This is a genomic window from Pseudomonas sp. LAM2023, from assembly GCF_016620375.1.
Classification (GTDB): Bacteria; Pseudomonadota; Gammaproteobacteria; order Pseudomonadales; family Pseudomonadaceae; genus Aquipseudomonas; species Aquipseudomonas anuradhapurensis.
The window spans coordinates 12,861-33,556 of the sequence record NZ_JAENHV010000029.1; the positions used below are offsets into that span (position 1 = coordinate 12,861).

The 20,696-nt window shown below is 60.8% G+C and carries 8 protein-coding genes; 7 read left to right on the plus strand and 1 reads right to left on the minus strand.

The window, feature by feature from the left end; translation table 11 throughout:
• Nucleotides 1-298: 298 nt before the first annotated feature.
• From JKP78_RS18440 to JKP78_RS18465, 6 genes are all read left to right on the plus strand, one after another.
• The gene (locus JKP78_RS18440; protein ID WP_200627146.1) at nucleotides 299-14,647 is read left to right on the plus strand and encodes a retention module-containing protein; all 14,349 of its coding nucleotides are present in this window, start codon (nucleotides 299-301) and stop codon (nucleotides 14,645-14,647) included.
• 171 nt (nucleotides 14,648-14,818) lie between these two features.
• Complete coding sequence (locus tag JKP78_RS18445) at nucleotides 14,819-15,160, plus strand: tryptophan synthase subunit beta (protein ID WP_170027728.1); 342 nt, start codon at nucleotides 14,819-14,821, stop codon at nucleotides 15,158-15,160.
• A gap of 198 nt (nucleotides 15,161-15,358) precedes the next feature.
• A complete protein-coding gene (locus tag JKP78_RS18450) occupies nucleotides 15,359-16,258 on the plus strand; it encodes a TauD/TfdA dioxygenase family protein (protein ID WP_186687798.1) in 900 nt (299 codons plus the stop codon).
• Nucleotides 16,259-16,275: 17 nt separating this feature from the next.
• A complete protein-coding gene (locus JKP78_RS18455; protein ID WP_200627147.1) occupies nucleotides 16,276-17,295 on the plus strand; it encodes an ABC transporter substrate-binding protein in 1,020 nt (339 codons plus the stop codon).
• 6 nt (nucleotides 17,296-17,301) lie between these two features.
• Complete coding sequence (locus JKP78_RS18460; protein WP_200627148.1) at nucleotides 17,302-18,165, plus strand: ABC transporter ATP-binding protein; 864 nt, start codon at nucleotides 17,302-17,304, stop codon at nucleotides 18,163-18,165.
• 14 nt (nucleotides 18,166-18,179) lie between these two features.
• Nucleotides 18,180-19,043 carry an ABC transporter permease gene (locus tag JKP78_RS18465; protein WP_200627149.1) on the plus strand — a complete coding sequence of 288 codons (864 nt, stop codon included), beginning with the start codon at nucleotides 18,180-18,182 and terminating at the stop codon, nucleotides 19,041-19,043.
• A 53-nt stretch (nucleotides 19,044-19,096) separates the two neighbouring features.
• On the opposite strand, the gene JKP78_RS18470 is transcribed toward JKP78_RS18465, so the two are convergent.
• Nucleotides 19,097-19,657, minus strand: a complete 561-nt coding sequence (locus tag JKP78_RS18470) for a WYL domain-containing protein (RefSeq protein ID WP_186687779.1) — start codon at nucleotides 19,655-19,657, stop codon at nucleotides 19,097-19,099.
• Between the two features lie 207 nt (nucleotides 19,658-19,864).
• Between JKP78_RS18470 and JKP78_RS18475 the strand changes: the two genes are divergently transcribed.
• Nucleotides 19,865-20,659, plus strand: a complete 795-nt coding sequence (locus JKP78_RS18475) for a tetratricopeptide repeat protein (protein WP_186687777.1) — start codon at nucleotides 19,865-19,867, stop codon at nucleotides 20,657-20,659.
• The last annotated feature ends 37 nt before the right edge of the window (nucleotides 20,660-20,696 follow it).

Below are 20,696 nucleotides of genomic sequence, written 5' to 3' on the forward strand. Positions count from 1 at the left end.
TGTGACCGCATGGAAAATCGCACGTTATTCAAACCATGGACACGCTTTTGATGATGTGCGGCAGTTGTTCCCAGGAAACGTTTGGCTAGGGTTCAAATATCAATGTGACATTACATTGCCGATTGTTTAGGATGGCATGTATAAGGTCAATAGTTTGGCAGTTATACAATCCTCAATCGTTATAGACGGAATATTGACGCCAAAAAGCGTCAACAGATCATCGACATAGTTCCGCCTGAAGTGGCTTGTGAGTGCCGCTCTGGCAGGGAAGTACCCATCGGGTCACACGGAGAGTCCAATGAGCAGCGTTGTAGCCATCGTCAAAAGTATTGTCGGCCAGGTTATTGCGGTATCCCCAGAGGGCATCCGGCGTGTACTGATTGAAGGAGATCGTCTGCTGGCCGGTGAGGAAGTGCTCACCGGCCCGGGCGGCGCAGTTACTCTGGAGCTGGCCGATGGCCGTCTGCTCGACCTGGGCCGCGATAGCCAATGGAGCGCTGATGCACCTGACAGCGGCGCCGACCTGAGCCAGGCGACTGCCCAGGCCGCACCGTCGGTGGAGGAACTGCAACAGGCGATCGCTGCCGGTGTCGACCCGACTACCGAACTGGAAGCGACTGCGGCTGGCCCATCGGCGGCGGGCGGTGGTGGTGCGCTGGGCGGTGGCCACAGCTTTGTCATGCTCGAAGAAACGGCAGGCCGGGTTGATCCTACCGTCGGCTTCCAGACTGAAGGGCTGGGTTTTGCCGCGGCGCCTGGTGACGAAGAGGTTGGCGTGCTGGACACAACCAGCAACAACCTGGTGACCACGCCGCCGACTGAAACCAATGTCATTACCGACCTGGTTCTGGGTGCTACACCCTCAATCAGCGAAGCGGGCGGCGTAATTGTTTATACCGCCACGGTTGGTCAGGCTCCGACCAGCAATCTGATCGTCACCCTGTCCAATGGTGCCGTCATCGTCATTCCCGCCGGGCAGACCAGCGGTAGCGTCAACGTGGTAGTCCCGGCGAACGATACCCCGTATATCGATGGTGGTCAGATTTCGACGACCGTGACGGGTACCAGCGGAGGCAATGGTTTGACGGTGACAGTGCCGCAAACGCCAGCGGTTACCCAGGTTACCGATACCATCGACACCACGACTGCCACCCTGACGGCTACCCCGTCCGTGAGCGAGGGTGGTGTTATCACTTACACCGTGACCCTGAGCAATCCGGCCCAGACTCCGGTGACCGTGACCTTGTCCAACGGTCAGACCATCACCGTTGAAGCCGGCAAGACCCAAGGCAGCGTTGACTTCGCGACCCCAGCGAACGACGTCTACAACAACGGTTCGACCGTCAGCACCACGATTACCGGTGCGACCGGTGGCAACTTCGAGCAGCTGGTTCCGAACCCGGCTCCGGCCCAGACCACGATCAATGACTCGGTCGACACCACCACTGCGACCCTGACGGCTACCCCATCGGTAACCGAAGGCGGCGTCATCACCTACACCGTGACCCTGAGCAATCCGGCCCAGACTCCGGTGACGGTGACCCTGTCCAACGGCCAGACCATCACGGTCGAGGCCGGCAAGACCCAGGGCAGCGTCGATTTCGCGACTCCGGCGAACGATGTCTACAACAACGGTTCGACCGTCAGTACCACGATTACCGGTGCCACTGGCGGCAACTTCGAGCAGTTGGTCCCGAACCCGACTCCGGCCCAGACCACGATCAACGACTCGGTCGACACCACCACTGCGACCCTGACAGCCACTCCTTCGGTAACCGAAGGCGGCCTCATCACCTACACCGTGACGCTGAGCAATCCGGCCCAGACTCCAGTAACCGTGACCCTGTCCAACGGCCAGACCATCACCGTTGAAGCGGGCAAGACCCAAGGCAGCGTTGACTTCGCGACGCCGGCGAACGACGTCTACAACAATGGCTCGACTGTCAGTACCACGATTACCGGTGCGACCGGTGGCAACTTCGAGCAACTGACCCCGAACCCGACTCCGGCCCAGACCACGATCAATGACTCGGTCGACACCACTACCGCGACTCTGACAGCCACGCCTTCGGTAACCGAAGGTGGCGTCATCACCTACACCGTGACGCTGAGCAACCCTGCTCAGACTCCGGTGACTGTGACCCTGTCCAACGGTCAGACCATCACTGTTGAAGCGGGCAAGACCCAGGGCAGCGTTGACTTCGAGACCCCGGCGAACGACGTCTACAACAACGGTTCGACCGTCAGCACCACGATTACCGGTGCGACCGGTGGCAACTTCGAGCAGCTGACCCCGAACCCGGCTCCGGCTCAGACCAAGATCAATGACTCGGTCGACATTACCACTGCGACCCTGACAGCCACTCCTTCGGTAACCGAGGGTGGTGTCATCACTTACACCGTGACCCTGAGCAATCCAGCCCAGACTCCGGTGAACGTGACCCTGTCCAACGGGCAGACCATCACTGTTGAAGCGGGCAAGACCCAGGGCAGCGTTGACTTCGAGACTCCGGCGAACGATGTCTATAACAACGGTTCGACCGTCAGCACCACGATTACCGGCGCAACCGGTGGTAACTTCGAGCAGCTGACCCCGAACCCGGCCCCGGCACAGACCACGATCAACGACTCGGTCGACACCACCACTGCGACCCTGACGGCTACCCCATCGGTAACCGAAGGCGGCGTCATCACCTACACCGTGACCCTGAGCAATCCAGCCCAGACTCCGGTGACCGTGACCTTGTCCAACGGCCAGACCATCACCGTTGAAGCGGGCAAGACCCAGGGCAGTGTCGATTTCGAGACCCCGGCGAACGACGTCTACAACAATGGCTCGACCGTCAGTACCACGATTACCGGTGCCACTGGCGGCAACTTCGAGCAGTTGACCCCGAACCCGACTCCGGCCCAGACCACGATCAACGACTCGGTCGACACCACCACTGCGACCCTGACAGCCACTCCTTCGGTGACTGAAGGTGGTGTCATCACCTATACCGTGACCCTGAGCAACCCTGCCCAGACTCCGGTGACCGTGACCCTGTCCAACGGTCAGACCATCACTGTGGAAGCCGGCAAGACCCAGGGCAGCATCGACTTCGCGACCCCGGCCAACGACGTCTACAGCAATGGTTCGACCGTCAATGTGAGCATCGAGAATGCAACCGGCGGTAACTTCGAGCAGCTGACTCCAAACCCGACTCCGGCCCAGACCACGATCAACGACTCGGTCGACACCACCACCGCGACCCTGACAGCCACGCCTTCGGTAACCGAGGGTGGTGTTATCACTTACACCGTGACCCTGAGCAATCCAGCCCAGACCCCGGTAACCGTGACTCTGTCTAACGGCCAGACTATCACCGTGGAAGCGGGCAAGACCCAGGGTAGCGTTGACTTCGAGACTCCGGCGAACGACGTCTACAACAACGGTTCGACCGTCAGCACAACGATTACCGGTGCGACCGGTGGCAACTTCGAGCAACTGACCCCGAACCCGACTCCGGCCCAGACCACGATCAACGATTCGGTCGACATTACTACCGCGACCCTGACAGCCACTCCTTCGGTGACTGAGGGTGGTGTCATCACCTACACCGTGACCCTGAGCAATCCGGCCCAGACTCCGGTGACCGTGACCTTGTCCAACGGCCAGACTATCACCGTGGAAGCGGGCAAGACCCAGGGTAGCGTCGACTTCGAGACCCCAGCGAACGACGTCTACAACAACGGCTCGACCGTCAGCACCACGATTACCGGCGCAACTGGTGGCAACTTCGAGCAGTTGGTCCCGAACCCGGCTCCGGCCCAGACCACGATCAACGACTCGGTCGACACCACTACCGCGACTCTGACAGCCACGCCTTCGGTAACCGAGGGTGGTGTTATCACTTACACCGTGACCCTGAGCAATCCGGCCCAGACTCCGGTGACCGTGACCTTGTCCAACGGTCAGACCATCACCGTTGAAGCGGGCAAGACCCAGGGCAGCGTCGACTTCGAGACCCCGGCGAACGATGTCTATAACAACGGCTCGACCGTCAGCACCACGATTACCGGCGCAACCGGTGGCAACTTCGAGCAGCTGACCCCGAACCCGGCTCCGGCTCAGACCACGATCAATGACTCGGTCGACACCACCACTGCGACCCTGACGGCTACCCCATCGGTGACCGAAGGTGGTGTTATCACTTACACCGTGACCCTGAGCAATCCAGCCCAGACTCCGGTGAACGTGACCCTGTCCAACGGGCAGACCATCACGGTTGAAGCGGGCAAGACCCAGGGCAGTGTCGATTTCGAGACCCCGGCGAACGACGTCTACAACAACGGTTCGACCGTCAGCACCACGATTACCGGCGCGACCGGTGGCAACTTCGAGCAGCTGGTTCCGAACCCGGCTCCGGCCCAGACCACGATCAATGACTCGGTCGACACCACCACCGCGACCCTGACGGCTACCCCATCGGTAACCGAAGGCGGCGTCATCACCTACACCGTGACCCTGAGCAATCCGGCCCAGACTCCGGTGACCGTGACTCTGTCCAACGGGCAGACCATCACTGTTGAAGCGGGCAAGACCCAGGGCAGCGTTGACTTCGCGACGCCAGCGAACGATGTCTACAACAACGGCTCGACCGTCAGCACCACGATTACCGGTGCAACCGGTGGCAACTTCGAGCAGTTGGTCCCGAACCCGACTCCGGCTTCTACCGTCATCAATGACAGCATTGATACCGTCACGGTAAGTATCGTCAGCAATGGCAATGTGACTGAAGATCAGCAGCCGTCCTTTACCGTGAAGGTAAGCCAGGCGCTGGATCGACCATTGACCGTAACCCTGTCTAACGGCGAGACCGTGACCATCGAGGCAGGTAAAACCGAAGTCGAATACAAAACGCCAGCCCAGGGCGATGACGTCATCAAGGACGCCGGCTCTATTACCCTGAGCGTTACTGACGCCACTGTTCCGGGTGCCACTTTCGAGAAGCTGGCCTTGAGTGGCCCAGCTACCGTTGAGATCTCGGATACTATCAGTGAGGTCGTGGCCAAGCTGACCGCCACCCCTTCGGTTACCGAGGGTGGCCAAATCACCTATACCGTGACCTTGACCAACCAAGACGGCCTGCCAATCGACAAGCACGGCGCGCTGACCTTCACGCTGAACGATGGCACCACCATCACCATGCCGGCGAACAGCACTACCGGCAGCACCACTGTCACTGCGCCGGACAACGTCTACGTCGGTGCCAACGACCCTGTGATCAAGTCGATCGCCTCGGTCAGCGGCAACGATGTCGGCAAGTTCGAGCAACTGACCCTGGACAAGACCCCCGTCAGCACCACTGTCACTGACGAACCGGGTACTCCGGGCAACGAAGGCGACCTGGTCAAGGTCACCATCACCGCCGACCAGCCTTCGGTGGCCGAGAACGTCAAGCCGACCTTCACCGTGCACATCAACCAGGCCCTGGCTCACGATCTGGTCGTGACCCTGAGCAACAATGCCCAGGTCACCATCAAGGCGGGTGAAACCAGCGCAGCGTACGAGCACGCGGCACAAGGCGATGACGTGTACAAGGACTCGGGTGAACTCAGCCTGGGTATCAACTCCGCCGTTGATGTCGATGGCCGTACCTTCGAAAACCTGCAGCTGGGCGATGCCGCCAAGGTTCAGGTCACCGACACTACTGACGAAGTGGTGGCCAAGCTGACTGCTACTCCTTCGGTTACCGAAGGTGGCGTAATCACCTACACCGTGACCCTGACCAACAAAGACGGCCTGCCGATCGACAAGCACGGTGCGCTGACCTTTACGCTGAACGATGGCACTACCATCACCGTTCCGGCGAACAGCACTACCGGCAGCATAAATGTCACTGCGCCGGACAATGTCTACGCAGGTGCCAATGATCCGGTTGTGAAGTCCATCGCCACCGTTGATGGCGTTGACGCCGGCAAGTTCGAGCAACTGACTCTGGACAAGACCCCGGTCAGCACCACGGTCACCGACGAGCCAGGTACGCCGGGCAACCCAGGCGGCAACAACGAAGGCGACCTGGTCATGGTCACTATCACTGCCGACCAGTCTTCGGTGGCCGAGAACGTCAAACCGACCTTCACCGTGCACATCAACCAAGCCCTGGCCCACGACCTGGTCGTGACCCTGAGCAACAATGCCCAGGTCACCATCAAGGCGGGTGAAACCAGCGCAGCGTACGAGCACGCGGCCCAAGGCGATGACGTGTACAAGGATGCGGGCGAAGTCAGCCTGGGTATCAAGTCCGCGGTGGACGCCGATGGCCGTACCTTCGAGAACCTGCAACTGGGCGATGCCGCCAAGGTTCAGGTCACCGACACCACTGATGAAGTGGTGGCCAAACTGACCGCAACGCCGTCGGTTACCGAAGGCGGCGAGATCACCTACACCATCACGCTGACCAATAAAGACGGCTTGCCGATCAACAACCACTCGGAGCTGTACTTCAAGCTGACCGATGGTACAACCGTCGTTGTGGCAGCCAACAGCACCACCGGTTCGGCTACTGCAGCCGCGCCTGACAACGTCTACGTCGGTGCCAACCAACCGGTGGTCAATGCCATCGAGGCGGTCAGTGGTGCGGATGTCTGGAAGTTCGAAAATCTGAATCTGGACAAGACTCCGGTCAGCACTTCCGTCACCGACGAGCCGGGTACCCCGGGCAACGAAGGCGACCTGGTCAAAGTAACCATCACCGCCGACCAGCCTTCGGTGGCTGAAAACGTCAAACCGACCTTCACGGTGCACATCAACCAGGCCCTGGCCCATGACCTGGTCGTGACCCTGAGCAACAATGCCCAGGTCACCATCAAGGCGGGTGAGACCAGTGCAGCATACGAGCATGCTGCGCAGGGAGATGACGTCTACAAGGACTCGGGTGAACTCAGCCTGGGCATCAAGTCCGCTGTGGACGTCGATGGTCGTACCTTCGAGAACCTGCAACTGGGCGATGCGGCCAAGGTTCAGGTCACCGATACCACTGACGAAGTGGTGGCCAAGCTGACCGCAACGCCGTCGGTTACCGAAGGCGGCGAGATCACCTACACCATCACGCTGACCAATAAAGACGGTCTGCCGATCGACAACCACTCGGAGTTGTACTTCAAGCTGAGTGATGGCACCACAGTCGTCGTGGCAGCCAACAGCACTACCGGTTCGGCTACTGCAGCCGCGCCAGACAACGTCTACGTCGGTGCCAACCAACCGGTGGTCAATGCCATCGAGGCAGTCAGCGGTGCAGATGTCTGGAAGTTCGAAAATCTCAATCTGGACAAGACCCCCGTCAGCACCACTGTCACTGACGAACCGGGCACCCCAGGCAACGAAGGCGATCTGGTCAAGGTGACTATCACTGCCGACCAGCCTTCGGTGGCCGAGAACGTCAAGCCGACCTTCACCGTGCACATCAACCAGGCACTTGCCCACGATCTGGTCGTGACCCTGAGCAACAATGCCCAGGTCACCATCAAGGCGGGTGAAACCAGCGCAGCGTACGAGCACGCGGCACAAGGCGATGATGTGTACAAGGATGCGGGCGAAGTCAGCCTGGGCATCAAGTCCGCCGTGGACGTCGATGGTCGTACCTTCGAAAACCTGCAGCTGGGCGATGCGGCCAAGGTTCAGGTCACTGACACTACCGACGAAGTCGTGGCCAAGCTGACCGCCACCCCTTCGGTTACCGAAGGCGGTGACATCACCTACACCGTAACCCTGACCAACAAAGACGGCCTGCCGATCGACAAGCACGGTGCGCTGACCTTCACGCTGAACGATGGCACCACCATCACCGTGCCAGCTAATAGCACGACCGGTTCGGCTACTGTCACCGCTCCGGACAACGTCTATGTCGGTACCAATGACCCTGTGATCAAATCGATCGCCTCGGTCAGCGGCACCGACGTCGGCAAGTTCGAGCAACTGACTCTGGACAAGACGCCCGTCAGCACCACCGTCACCGACGAGCCGGGTACTCCGGGCAACGAAGGCGATCTGGTCAAGGTCACCATCACTGCCGATCAGCCTTCGGTGGCCGAGAACGTCAAACCGACCTTCACCGTGCACATCAACCAGGCCTTGGCCCACGATCTGGTCGTGACCCTGAGCAACAATGCCCAGGTCACCATCAAGGCGGGTGAAACCAGCGCAGCGTACGAGCACGCGGCACAAGGCGATGACGTGTACAAGGATGCGGGCGAAGTCAGCCTGGGCATCAAGTCCGCGGTGGACACCGATGGCCGTACCTTCGAGAACCTGCAACTGGGCGATGCGGCCAAGGTTCAGGTCACTGACACTACCGACGAAGTCGTGGCCAAGCTGACCGCCACCCCTTCGGTTACCGAAGGCGGTGACATCACCTACACCGTAACCCTGACCAACAAAGACGGCCTGCCGATCGACAAGCATGGCGCGCTGACTTTCACGCTGAACGATGGCACCACCATCACCGTGCCGGCTAATGGCACGACCGGTTCGGTCACTGTCACCGCTCCGGACAACGTCTATGTCGGCGCTAACGACCCTGTGGTCAAATCGATCGCTTCGGTGAGCGGCACCGACGTCGGTAAGTTCGAACAGCTGACCCTGGACAAGACCCCCGTCAGCACCACTGTCACTGACGAGCCAGGTACGCCGGGCAATCCAGGTGGCAACAACGAAGGTGACTTGGTCAAAGTCACCATCACCGCCGACCAACCTTCGGTGGCCGAAAACGTCAAACCGACCTTCACCGTGCACATTAACCAGGCACTCGCCCACGATCTGGTCGTGACCCTGAGCAACAATGCCCAGGTCACCATCAAGGCGGGTGAGACCAGCGCAGCCTACGAACACGCGGCCCAAGGCGATGACGTGTACAAGGATGCGGGCGAAGTCAGCCTGGGCATCAAATCCGCCGTGGACGTCGATGGTCGTACCTTCGAAAACCTGCAACTGGGCGATGCGGCCAAGGTCCAGGTCACCGACACCACTGACGAAGTGGTGGCCAAGCTGACCGCTACCCCTTCGGTTACCGAAGGCGGCGTAATCACTTACACCGTGACCCTGACCAACAAAGACGGCCTGCCGATCGACAAGCATGGCGCGCTGACTTTCACGCTGAACGATGGCACCACCATCACCGTGCCGGCTAATGGCACGACCGGTTCGGTCACTGTCACCGCTCCGGACAACGTCTATGTCGGCGCTAACGACCCTGTGGTCAAGTCGATCGCTTCGGTGAGCGGCACCGACGTCGGTAAGTTCGAACAGCTGACCCTGGACAAGACCCCCGTCAGCACCACTGTCACTGACGAGCCAGGTACGCCGGGCAATCCAGGTGGCAACAACGAAGGTGACTTGGTCAAAGTCACCATCACCGCCGACCAACCTTCGGTGGCCGAGAACGTCAAACCGACCTTCACCGTGCACATCAACCAGGCACTTGCCCACGATCTGGTCGTGACCCTGAGCAACAATGCCCAGGTCACCATCAAGGCGGGTGAGACCAGCGCAGCGTACGAGCAAGCGGCCCAAGGCGATGACGTGTACAAGGATGCGGGCGAAGTCAGCCTGGGCATCAAATCCGCCGTGGACGTCGATGGTCGTACCTTCGAAAACCTGCAACTGGGCGATGCGGCCAAGGTTCAGGTCACTGACACCACTGACGAAGTGGTGGCCAAACTGACCGCCACCCCTTCGGTTACCGAAGGTGGTGACATCACCTACACCATCACCCTGACCAACAAAGATGGCCTGCCGATCGACAAGCATGGCGTGCTGACCTTTACGCTGAACGATGGCACCACCATCACTGTTCCGGCGAACAGCACTACCGGCAGCACTACTGTCGCTGCGCCGGACAACGTCTATGTCGGCGCTAACGACCCTGTGTTCAAATCGATCGCTTCGGTGAGCGGCACCGACGTCGGTAAGTTCGAACAGCTGACCCTGGACAAGACGCCCGTCAGCACCACCGTCACCGACGAGCCGGGTACTCCGGGCAACGAAGGCGATCTGGTCAAGGTCACCATCACTGCCGATCAGCCTTCGGTGGCCGAGAACGTCAAACCGACCTTCACCGTGCACATCAACCAGGCCCTGGCCCACGATCTGGTCGTGACCCTGAGCAACAATGCCCAGGTCACCATCAAGGCGGGTGAAACCAGCGCAGCGTACGAGCACGCGGCACAAGGCGATGACGTGTACAAGGATGCGGGCGAAGTCAGCCTGGGCATCAAGTCCGCGGTGGACGCCGATGGCCGTACCTTCGAGAACCTGCAACTGGGTGATGCGGCCAAGGTCCAGGTCACCGACACCACTGACGAAGTGGTGGCCAAGCTGACCGCAACGCCGTCGGTTACCGAAGGCGGCGATATCACCTACACCATCACGCTGACCAACAAAGATGGTCTGCCGATCAACAACCACTCGGCACTGACCTTCACGCTGAGCGACGGCAAAACCATTACCGTGCCCGCCAATGACACGACCGGTTCGGTCACGGTCACCGCTCCGGACAACGTATACGTAGGCGCCAACGACCCCGTGATCAAGTCGATCGCGTCGGTCAGCGGCACCGACGCCGGCAAGTTCGAGCAACTGACCCTCGACAAGACGCCGGTCAGCACCACGGTCACCGACGAGCCGGGTACTCCAGGCAACGAAGGCGACCTGGTCAAGGTCACCATCACTGCCGACCAGCCTTCGGTGGCCGAGAACGTCAAACCGACCTTCACGGTAAACATCAACCAGGCACTGGCCCACGATCTCGTCGTGACCCTGAGCAACAACGCCCAGGTCACCATCAAAGCCGGCCAGACCAGCGCAGCGTACGAGCACGCAGCACAAGGCGATGACGTCTACAAGGACGCAGGCGAAGTAAGCCTGGGTATCAAGTCGGCTGTGGACGTCGATGGCCGTACCTTCGAAAACCTGCAACTTGGCGATGCGGCCAAGGTTCAGGTCACCGACACCACTGACGAAGTGGTGGCCAAACTGACCGCAACACCGTCGGTTACCGAAGGCGGGGTAATCACCTACACCGTGACCCTGACCAACAAAGACGGCTTGCCGATCGACAAGCACAACGCGCTGACCTTCACCCTGAACGACGGCACCACCATCACCGTGCCGGCGAACAGTACTACGGGCAGCACCACTGTCACTGCGCCAGACAACGTCTACGCAGGTGCCAACGACCCCGTGATCAAGTCGATCGCGTCGGTCAGCGGCAGCGACGTCGGCAAGTTCGAACAGCTGACCCTGGACAAGACCCCGGTAAGCACCACCGTGACCGATGAGCCAGGCAGCGGGCAGGGCGATGTCACCACGGTTGGCATCAGCGGTAGTACGTCGCTGACCGAAGGCGAAACCGGCCACTACACGCTGGCCCTGAGCAACCCATCGAAGTCTGAGGTAACCATTACCCTCAGCTACAGCGGCACTGCCAAGAATGGCGAGGACTTCACCGGTGTCACCACTGTGAAGATCCCGGCCAACAGCACTGGCACCACCTTCGACATCGCGACCATTGACGACAAGCTTGTCGAGGGTACCGAGAACTTCACCGTGAAGATCGAAAGTGCCACCGGTGGCAGCTTCGAGAACCTGAAGGTCGACAGCAGCAATGCCAGCGTGACCACGGCCATCCTCGACAATGACCACTTGCCGGTTTCTCCTGGCGGTGCAGTGTTTGGCGTGGAAGACACCGACTACGTGTTTGCCTGGGGCGATTTCAAAGTCACCGATGCCGATACCAACACCGGCTTGTCCGTGACCATTACCTCGCTACCGGCTGCGGGTAGCCTGCAGTTCTTCAACGGTACAACGTGGGTGAACGTGACCGTTGGCCAGGTGGTCAGCCAGGCTGATATTACGGCCAACAACCTCAAGTTCGTTCCGGCTCCCAACCAGTCAGGTACGGACAACTACGGAGGGAATGGCGTAGGTAACCAGCAGGCCGACTACGCGCAGTTCAAGTTCAAGCCGAACGATGGCACCAACCTGGGCAGTGAAGTGACCATGAAGGTCGACATCAGCCCGGTTGCCGACAAGCCGACCCTGAGCTTCGGCAGCGCCGAGATCGAGTCCAAAGGCCTGACCAAGGAAGTTTGGACCAGCCTCAAAGGCCTGGGTACCGACGGTAGTGGCATTACCGGCGACGCCCTGAAGACGGTCTTTGCCAACTCCGGCAATGCCAACGCCAGCAGCACCACCACCAATGTGCAGTCCGATGGCAGCGTCAGTGCTGGTACCGGCTCGAAAACCTCCGGCCTGATCTATCTGGAAGCCGGCAAGACCTACAACTTCAGCGGCACCGCCGACGACAGCTTCGTGGTCACCATCGGTGGCAAGACTGTGGTCACCGCCACCTGGGGCGCGGGTGGCCAGGTTTCGGGCAGCTTCACCCCGAACACCAGTGGCTACTACCCGATCGAGGTCTACCATGCCAACCAGACTGGGCCAGGCAGCTACGACCTTAACATCCAGGTCGGCTCGGGTGCTGTCACCGACCTGAGCAGCTCGAACATCAAGATGTACCAGAACGTGACCGAGATGGCCAACGCAGGCCTGGGCGTGTCCGACCTGCACACCGTCAATGGCCAGAGCTACTACGACGGCTACAAGCTCAATGAAGGGCCGGAAGGTGGTTCGGTGAAACTGGTCGGTATCTCGACCGCGCTGACCGATACCGACGGTTCCGAGAGCCTGAGCGTATCCCTCAGCGGTATTCCGAAAGGCACTGTGCTGAGCGATGGCGCAGGCCACACTGTCACGGTCGGTACGGGCCCCGTAGACGTGACCGGCTGGAAACTCAGCAGCCTGACGCTGACTCCGCCGGCCTACTTCAAAGGTTCGTTCGACATCGCGGTCACTTCGGTCGCAACCGAAAGCGTGGGCGGTTCGGCTGTCACCACCGGCAATATTCCGGTGACCGTATACGCTGCCACCTATAAAGCCAACGTTGGTACTTCGGGCAACGATACGATGACCGGCGGCGAAGGCAACGACATCATGGTCGCCGACGTATCCGGGCTGAACGTGGTTCAGGGCAAGAACTACAACATTGCCTTTATCGTCGACAGCTCCGGCAGTATGAGCGACAAGTCGATTTCGGACGCGAAGACTCAGCTGGCCTCGGTGTTCAATACGCTCAAGGCCAGCCTGGGTTCGGATACTTCGGGCACGGTCAACATCTTCCTGGTCGACTTCGATACCCAGGTCAAGCAGAACGTGGCGGTGAACCTTGCCGACCCGAATGCCCTGAGCAAGCTGCAGTCCGTGTTGAACTCCATGGCGAGCGGTGGTGGTACCAACTATGAAGACGTGTTCAAGGCTACGGCCAACTTCTTCAAGAGCACCATGGCCAGCAGTAACACCAATGCCGAGAACCTGACCTACTTCATCACCGACGGCAAGCCGACCTACTACCAGAGCGGGGAGAGCACCAACCCGCGGCTGTGGACCAACGGCAAGTATCTGGATGACGTGGTCAACGTCAACAACTACAAACTCGGCGACACTTTCAGCGTTTGGGCCGACGCCACTCACAAAGTCGAGATCAGCAGCAGTGGCTCGGTCAAGGTTCTGACCTACGGCGAGAACAAGAAAGGGGAGTTGGTGCTGCAGTCCACCAACACCGTCGGCACCTTGCATGCCCAGGGCGATGGCACCTATGAGTTCTCCAGCCTGGACGGTTCGGGCTACGGTGAGTACTGGAACTACCAGGAGTCGGCAGCAGGCACTACCGCCAGCTTCAACCTGCTCGGTGGCACCAACGGCGTGAGTAAAGTGCAGGCGATTGGCTTGAACAGCGATGTCACGCTGAACGACCTGAAACCGTACGACTCTGCTGGCAAACCCCAGGCAGGCATTGACCCGTCCGATCTGGCCAAGGCGATTCTCGGCCATTCCGAGGCGACCTTGCCGGGCGCCGACAGCCTTGATGGCGGCAATGGCAACGACATCATCTTCGGCGACCTGATCACCCTCGACGGTGTCGTCAGCGAAGGCTACCAAGCGCTGCAGACCTATGTGGCACAGAAGAGCGGCGTCGAAGCCAGTGCCATTACCACCAGCAACGTCCACCAGTACATTACCGAGCACTACAACGAGTTCGATATTTCCGGTGCCAACGACGGCCACGACTTCCTGTCGGGCGGCAATGGCAATGACATCCTCTTTGGTCAGGGGGGTAACGACACGCTGGATGGTGGCAAAGGTAACGACATCCTGCTGGGCGGTACCGGCAACGACACCCTCATCGGCGGCCAGGGTAACGATATCCTGATCGGCGGAAGCGGTGCCGACACCTTCGTGTGGAAGGCTGGTGACATCGGCAACGATGTGATCAAGGACTTCAAGGTGGCCGAGGGCGACCGGATCGACCTGAAGGACCTGCTCCAGGGCGAGAAGGGCAGCACCATCGACAACTACCTGAAGCTCACCACGGTGGAAGGCACGACGACACTGCAGGTGAGCAGCGAAGGCAAGCTGAACGCCGAAGGTGGTATCGCCAATGCTGATGTGACCATCAAGCTGGAAGGGGTGAACTGGTCCAACACCACGATCAACTCGTTGATCAGCGGTGCTGACCCGACCATCATCATCCACAACAAGGACAGCTGATAGCTGGTGCGCTATTGGGCTGCCCTGCAGCCCAATAGCCAGCTGGCACGCTCCCTCAGATCTTTCCCGCAACCCTGCGACAGCGCATACTCTGGCGCCGTGCCTGCGCGCCCGGCAATCTTTGCCTATGCTGCTGCCTACCAACAAGGAACCAATGTGACGAGGGACGCCATGTTCTATGTGCAACGCGATGCTGCCGGCCAGTTGCGGCGGGTAGAGGCAGCCGCTTTCGACGAGTTCACAGAAATGCTCCCTGCCGACCATGCCGATATCCAGGCCTGGTTCGCCGACGACATTGTGGAAAACAGCCTCAACCAGCTCAAGCAAAGCGACCTCGACATGATCCGGGTGCTCGAGGACCTGATCGACGTGCTGACTGCCAAGGGGGTCTTCAAGATCACCGACCTGCCTCCCGGGGCGCAGGCCAAGCTGCTTAATCGCTCCACGGCGCGCAAGGCGCTCAGCAGCCTGAACAACCTTATCGAAGAAGAAGAGCAGGGCGGCCTGATCTGATCGGGGAATAGGCAAACGCCAGTGCTATGGTTATTCATTAAAGATATTTAAATTATAGGTTTTATGCCTTTATAGTCGCTTCCACTGCGTACCCGTCGACCAATCGGCGCGCCGCACGACTTGAATCCACACGGGAAATCCCCGTGCGTTTCTGATCGTTGCGCGCCATTGACGTCGCGCACTGCGTGGGAGTTAAAAATGTCAGCCGCCTCGAACGCCTTGTCGATCATCGACAGCGCCCAGCCGCAACGCTTCGAAATCCGCCCGTTCTCCGCTGCCACAGGCGCCGAAGTCATCGGCCTGGACCTGGCTCAACCGGTCAACACCGAAGATTTCGCCCGTATCCACCGCGCCCACCTCGACCATCATGTGCTGGTGTTTCGCGACCAGCGCATCAGCCCCGAGCAGCAGATCGCCTTCAGCCGCCGTTTCGGCGAGTTGCAGATCCACGTGCTCAAGCAGTTCCTGCTAGCCGGCCACCCCGAAATCCTGATCGTTTCCAACATCATCGAGGATGGTCGCAACATTGGCCTGGGGGATGCCGGCAAATTCTGGCATTCGGACCTGTCGTACAAGGAACTGCCAAGCCTCGGCTCCATGCTGCATGCCCAGGAGCTGCCCATCGAGGGCGGCGATACCCTGTTCGCCGACATGCACAAGGCCTGGGACGCCGTCCCCGAAGCCTTGCGCAAGGTGGTCGAGGGGCGCAGTGCCGCGCACTCCTACACGGCCCGTTACGCCGAGAACAAGTTCGAAGGCAACTGGCGCCCGACCCTGACCGCAGAGCAGTTGGCGCAAGTTCAGGAAGTCATCCATCCGATCGTCCGTACCCACCCGGAAAACGGCCGCAAGGCGCTGTTCGTCAGTGAAGGCTTCACCACCCGCATCGTCGGCATGCCAGACGACGAAAGCCGCGAGGTGCTGCTACAGCTGTATGCCCTCAGCGTGCTGGAACAGAACATCTACCGCCACCAGTGGCAGCCCCACGACCTGGTGTTCTGGGACAACCGCTCGTTGATCCACCTGGCCACCGGCTGCCCAGCAAACCTGCGCCGCAAGCTGTACCGCACCACTATCCAGGGCGATGCCCCGTTCTGACCACTGAGGAACCCAACATGCGCAAATCCATCAGCCGCCTGGCGGCAAGCATCGGCCTGGGTGCGAGCCTGGTTGTCGGCAGCCTGGCCGCTCCTGCTGCGGCGCAGGCAGAAGGCAAGATCCGCATTGCCGAACAGTTCGGTATCGTCTACCTGCTACTTAACGTGGTGCGGGACCAGCACCTGATTGAAAAGCACGGCAAGGCGCAGGGCATCGACATCGAAGTCGACTGGGCCCAGCTATCCGGTGGTTCGGCCATCAATGACGCTTTGCTGTCCGGCTCGGTGGATATCGCCGGCGCTGGCGTCGGCCCGTTGCTGACGGTTTGGGACCGTACCCAGGGCCGGCAGAACGTCAAGGCTGTGGCCTCGCTGGGCAACTTCCCGTATTACCTGGTCAGCAGCAACCCCAACGTCAAGACCATCGCCGACATCTCCGACAAGGACCGCATCGCCGTGCCGGCGGTAGGCGTTTCGGTGCAGTCGCGCTTCCTGCAGTACGCTGCCGCCCAGCAATGGGGTGACAAGCAATACGACCGCCTCGACAAGTACACCCTGGCCGTGCCGCACCCGGATGCCACTGCCGCGCTGCTGGCCGGCGGCACCGAGCTCAACGGGCATTTCTCCAACCCGCCGTTCCAGGACCAGGTGCTGGCCAACAAGGCCGTGCACGTGGTGCTCAACAGCTACGACCTGCTCGGCCCCAATTCGCCGACCTTGCTGTTTGCCACCGAGAAATTCCGCAAGGACAACCCCAAGACCTACAAGGCCTTCGTCGATGCGCTGGCCGAGGCTGCCGACTTCGCCCAGAACGACAAGGCAGCGGCTGCCGACACCTATATCCGCGTGACCAAAGCCAAGATCGACCGCGACACGCTGATCAAGCTGATCGACAACCCGCAGTACGAATTCACCATCACGCCAAAAAACACCTACAAGCTGGCCGACTTCCTCTATCGGGTGGGCGCCATCAAGCACAAGGCGGAATCGTGGAAGGACTATTTCTTCCAGGATGAACGCCCGCTGCAGGGGAGCTGACCGATCATGACCGCCCCTTTGCCAGGCCGCACGGCCAGCAACCTGAGCCATGTCGCTACGCCGCCTTTGCTCAAGGTGGACAACCTCAGCCTCGAATACCGTACCGCGCAACGCGTGGTGCGGGCCACCCACCAGGTCAGCTTCGAAGTCGACCGTGCCGACCGGTTCGTGCTGCTCGGCCCCTCTGGTTGTGGCAAGTCCACCTTGCTCAAGGCGGTGGCTGGCTTCATTTCGCCCCAGGAAGGGCAGGTGCTGTTGCAGGGCCGGGCGGTCAATGGCCCGGGCCCCGATCGCATCGTGGTGTTCCAGGAATTCGACCAGTTGCCGCCCTGGAAGACGGTGAAGCAGAACGTCACGTTCCCGCTGCTGGTATCGGGCCAACTCAAGCGCGCGGAGGCCGAGGAGCGGGCGCTGCATTATCTGGACAAGGTCGGCCTGGCCGCCTTCGTCGATGCCTACCCGCACACCCTGTCGGGCGGCATGAAGGCCCGCGTGGCCATCGCCCGGGCCTTGGCCACGCAGCCGAAGATCCTGCTGATGGATGAGCCGTTTGCCGCACTCGATGCGCTGACCCGACGCAAGATGCAGGAAGAACTGTTGCTGTTGTGGGAGGAGGTGCGCTTCACCTTGCTGTTCGTCACCCACTCCATCGAAGAAGCGCTGGTGGTCGGCAACCGCATCCTGCTGTTGTCGCCACACCCTGGGCGGGTACGGGCCGAAGTGCACAGCCACCAGTACGACCTGGGCAGCCTGGGCGGCAACGACTTCCAGGCCAGTGCCCGGCGCATCCACCGTTTGCTGTTTGACGAAGCGGGCGCGCCGGAACCGGCTGGTGAGCTTGGCTTCAACGATATCCGCATCGCCTACTGACAGGAGCTTCAGCCATGACCACTACACCTGTACGCCAGGAATACGAGGTGCAACTACAGCCCCTACTCAGTGTGCCCGTGGAACGTCAACTGCCGTTGCTGCAGCGCCTGTGGCAGCAAGGCTGGTTGCGCAAGGCGGTCATCCTGCTGGTGATCGTCGTGCTCTGGGAGGCCGTGGCCCGCTACCAGGCCAACGACCTGTTGCTGCCAAGCTTTGTGCAAACCGCCGTCGCCTTGTGGGATGGCCTGTTCAGCGGTGAACTGCCAGCCAAGGTCGGCGTCTCGCTGGTGATTTTGCTCAAGGGTTATGTGCTGGGCATCGTCCTGGCCTTTGGCCTGACCAGCCTGGCAGTGTCGACCCAGTTGGGCCGTGACCTGCTGGGCACATTGACCTCGATGTTCAACCCGCTGCCGGCAATTGCCCTGCTGCCATTGGCCTTGCTCTGGTTCGGGCTGGGTGACAACAGCCTGATCTTCGTGCTGGTGCACTCGGTGCTATGGGCGTTGGCGCTCAATACCTATGCCGGCTTCCTCGGCGTGTCGGAGACGCTGCGCATGGCCGGTCGCAATTATGGCCTGAAGGGGCTGCGGCTGGTGCTGCACATCCTGGTGCCGGCGGCGCTGCCGTCGATCCTGTCGGGGTTGAAGATCGGCTGGGCATTTGCCTGGCGCACCTTGATCGCCGCCGAGCTGGTGTTCGGTGCCAGCAGCGGCAAAGGTGGGCTGGGCTGGTACATCTTCCAGAACCGCAACGAGCTTTACACCGACAAGGTATTCGCCGGGTTGGCGGTGGTGATCCTGATTGGTCTGCTGGTGGAAGGGCTGGTGTTCAATACCCTGGAGCGGCTGACCGTGCGGCGGTGGGGGTTGCAGCGCTAACGGTAAGCCGGTACCGGTGCCTCGCGGCTTCACCCGCGAGAGGCCGGTACCGGCTATGAATTCTGGTACTGCGCAGCCGCATTGTTGAGTATTCTGCCAATCTCTTCCCGCAGGCCGGTAGGCTGCTCGACCACCACCCCATCGCCATGGCTCAACAGCCACCAGCGCAGCGGCCAGCCATCACTCACCGTGGCCCGCATCCGATGCCCGTGTTCCAGCGCCGTCAGTTGCATGTCACTACTCAGCGGCGCATCGCGCAATTGCCGCGCCAGTGCATCGCTGATCCGTGCCACCAACTCGACCCCCTCACCCCGTGCCGGTTGCAGCGCGTCGCCGCGCAGGTGCGTCAGCAGATCGAAATTGCCGCGCAATTCGCCCACCGCGCTCGCCGACCAGTGCCAGCCAAACGGGATGCTCTTGTCATTGCGCTCCAGCGGGAATATCAGCGACAGCTCATTGAGGTCGCGTTCGACGGTACGTTTGCTGACAGTGAAGCCTACGTCACGCAGGCGCCAGACCAGCTCGGCGCTGGTAATGCCTGGAGAGCGGCTGGGCAGCTGGCGCAGCAGCGCCCACTGACGGCTGAGGGTGGCGCGGGTAGTGGCGAACGGCAAAAGGTAACGTCCTTGTCTAGGCTTGCCGCAATAGGATGGCGGCAGGCGTGGGGCATGGCAATTGGCCACAGCCTGCTCAGATCAAGGAAGTCGCATTTGGTTGCCAGGTGCCGATTCGTTCGCGACAGGTTTTGACGTGTCGTCACGCAGAATCACGCCTCATCACAGCCGAAGGTTGGGGTTGTGCGTCGTTCAATGAGGATGAACATGTCTGCTGCCAGCAATATCCATTCGCTGCTTGCCCGTCTCCTGCCCGAGCGGGTCATCGCCCCACCGATTGCTGTCGGGAGGCGACAGCGGTTGTTTGCCGGGGTAGGGCTGCCCAGCCAGCGCTCGCTACTGATCAGCCGCCTGGACGAGGCCAGCGACGTGCAGGCGGTATATGCCGACCTGCGCCGCCAGGCGCTGCAAGGCAACGTGGCGGCGCTCAATGACCTTGGCTGGATCTGGCTCAACGGCAAGTACTGGCGTGCCGATACCGTGCTGGCCGGCCACCTGTTGCGCATGGCCGCCCTGCAGGGCAGTGCCGCGGCCTGGTTCAACCTCGGCCAGCAGCATTACTTCGGCAAAGGTATCGAACCCTCCTATGTACAGGCGGCAGAGTGCTACCGCCAGGCGTTCGAGCGCGGCCTGTTGCATGCCGCCGCTGCGCTGGGCGACCTGTACGAGGAAGAAGTGTGCGACGGCGACCTGCAGTGGCAGGTCGACCTGGTGCAGGCCTACCAATGGTTCCTGCGCGGTGCCGAGCGGGGCGAGGCACGTTGCCGTTTCGAGGTGGGATACCGGTTGATGCACGGGCTGTACGTGGAAGCCGATATCAAGGCGGCGCTGTACTGGCTGGAGCTGGCGGCAGCGGCGGGCGTGGTGCAGGCCGCCGAAGAGCTGGCAGTGCACTTCAGCAACCGTGACGAGGTGCGGTACCAGGAGTGGCGCGACCGGGCGGTACAGATGGGCAGCACATTGGCCTTGACCATGAAGCTGGAAGACCAGATTCAGCCCTGAGTCGTTCTGCTCAGGCCGGTACTGACAACAGGCATGA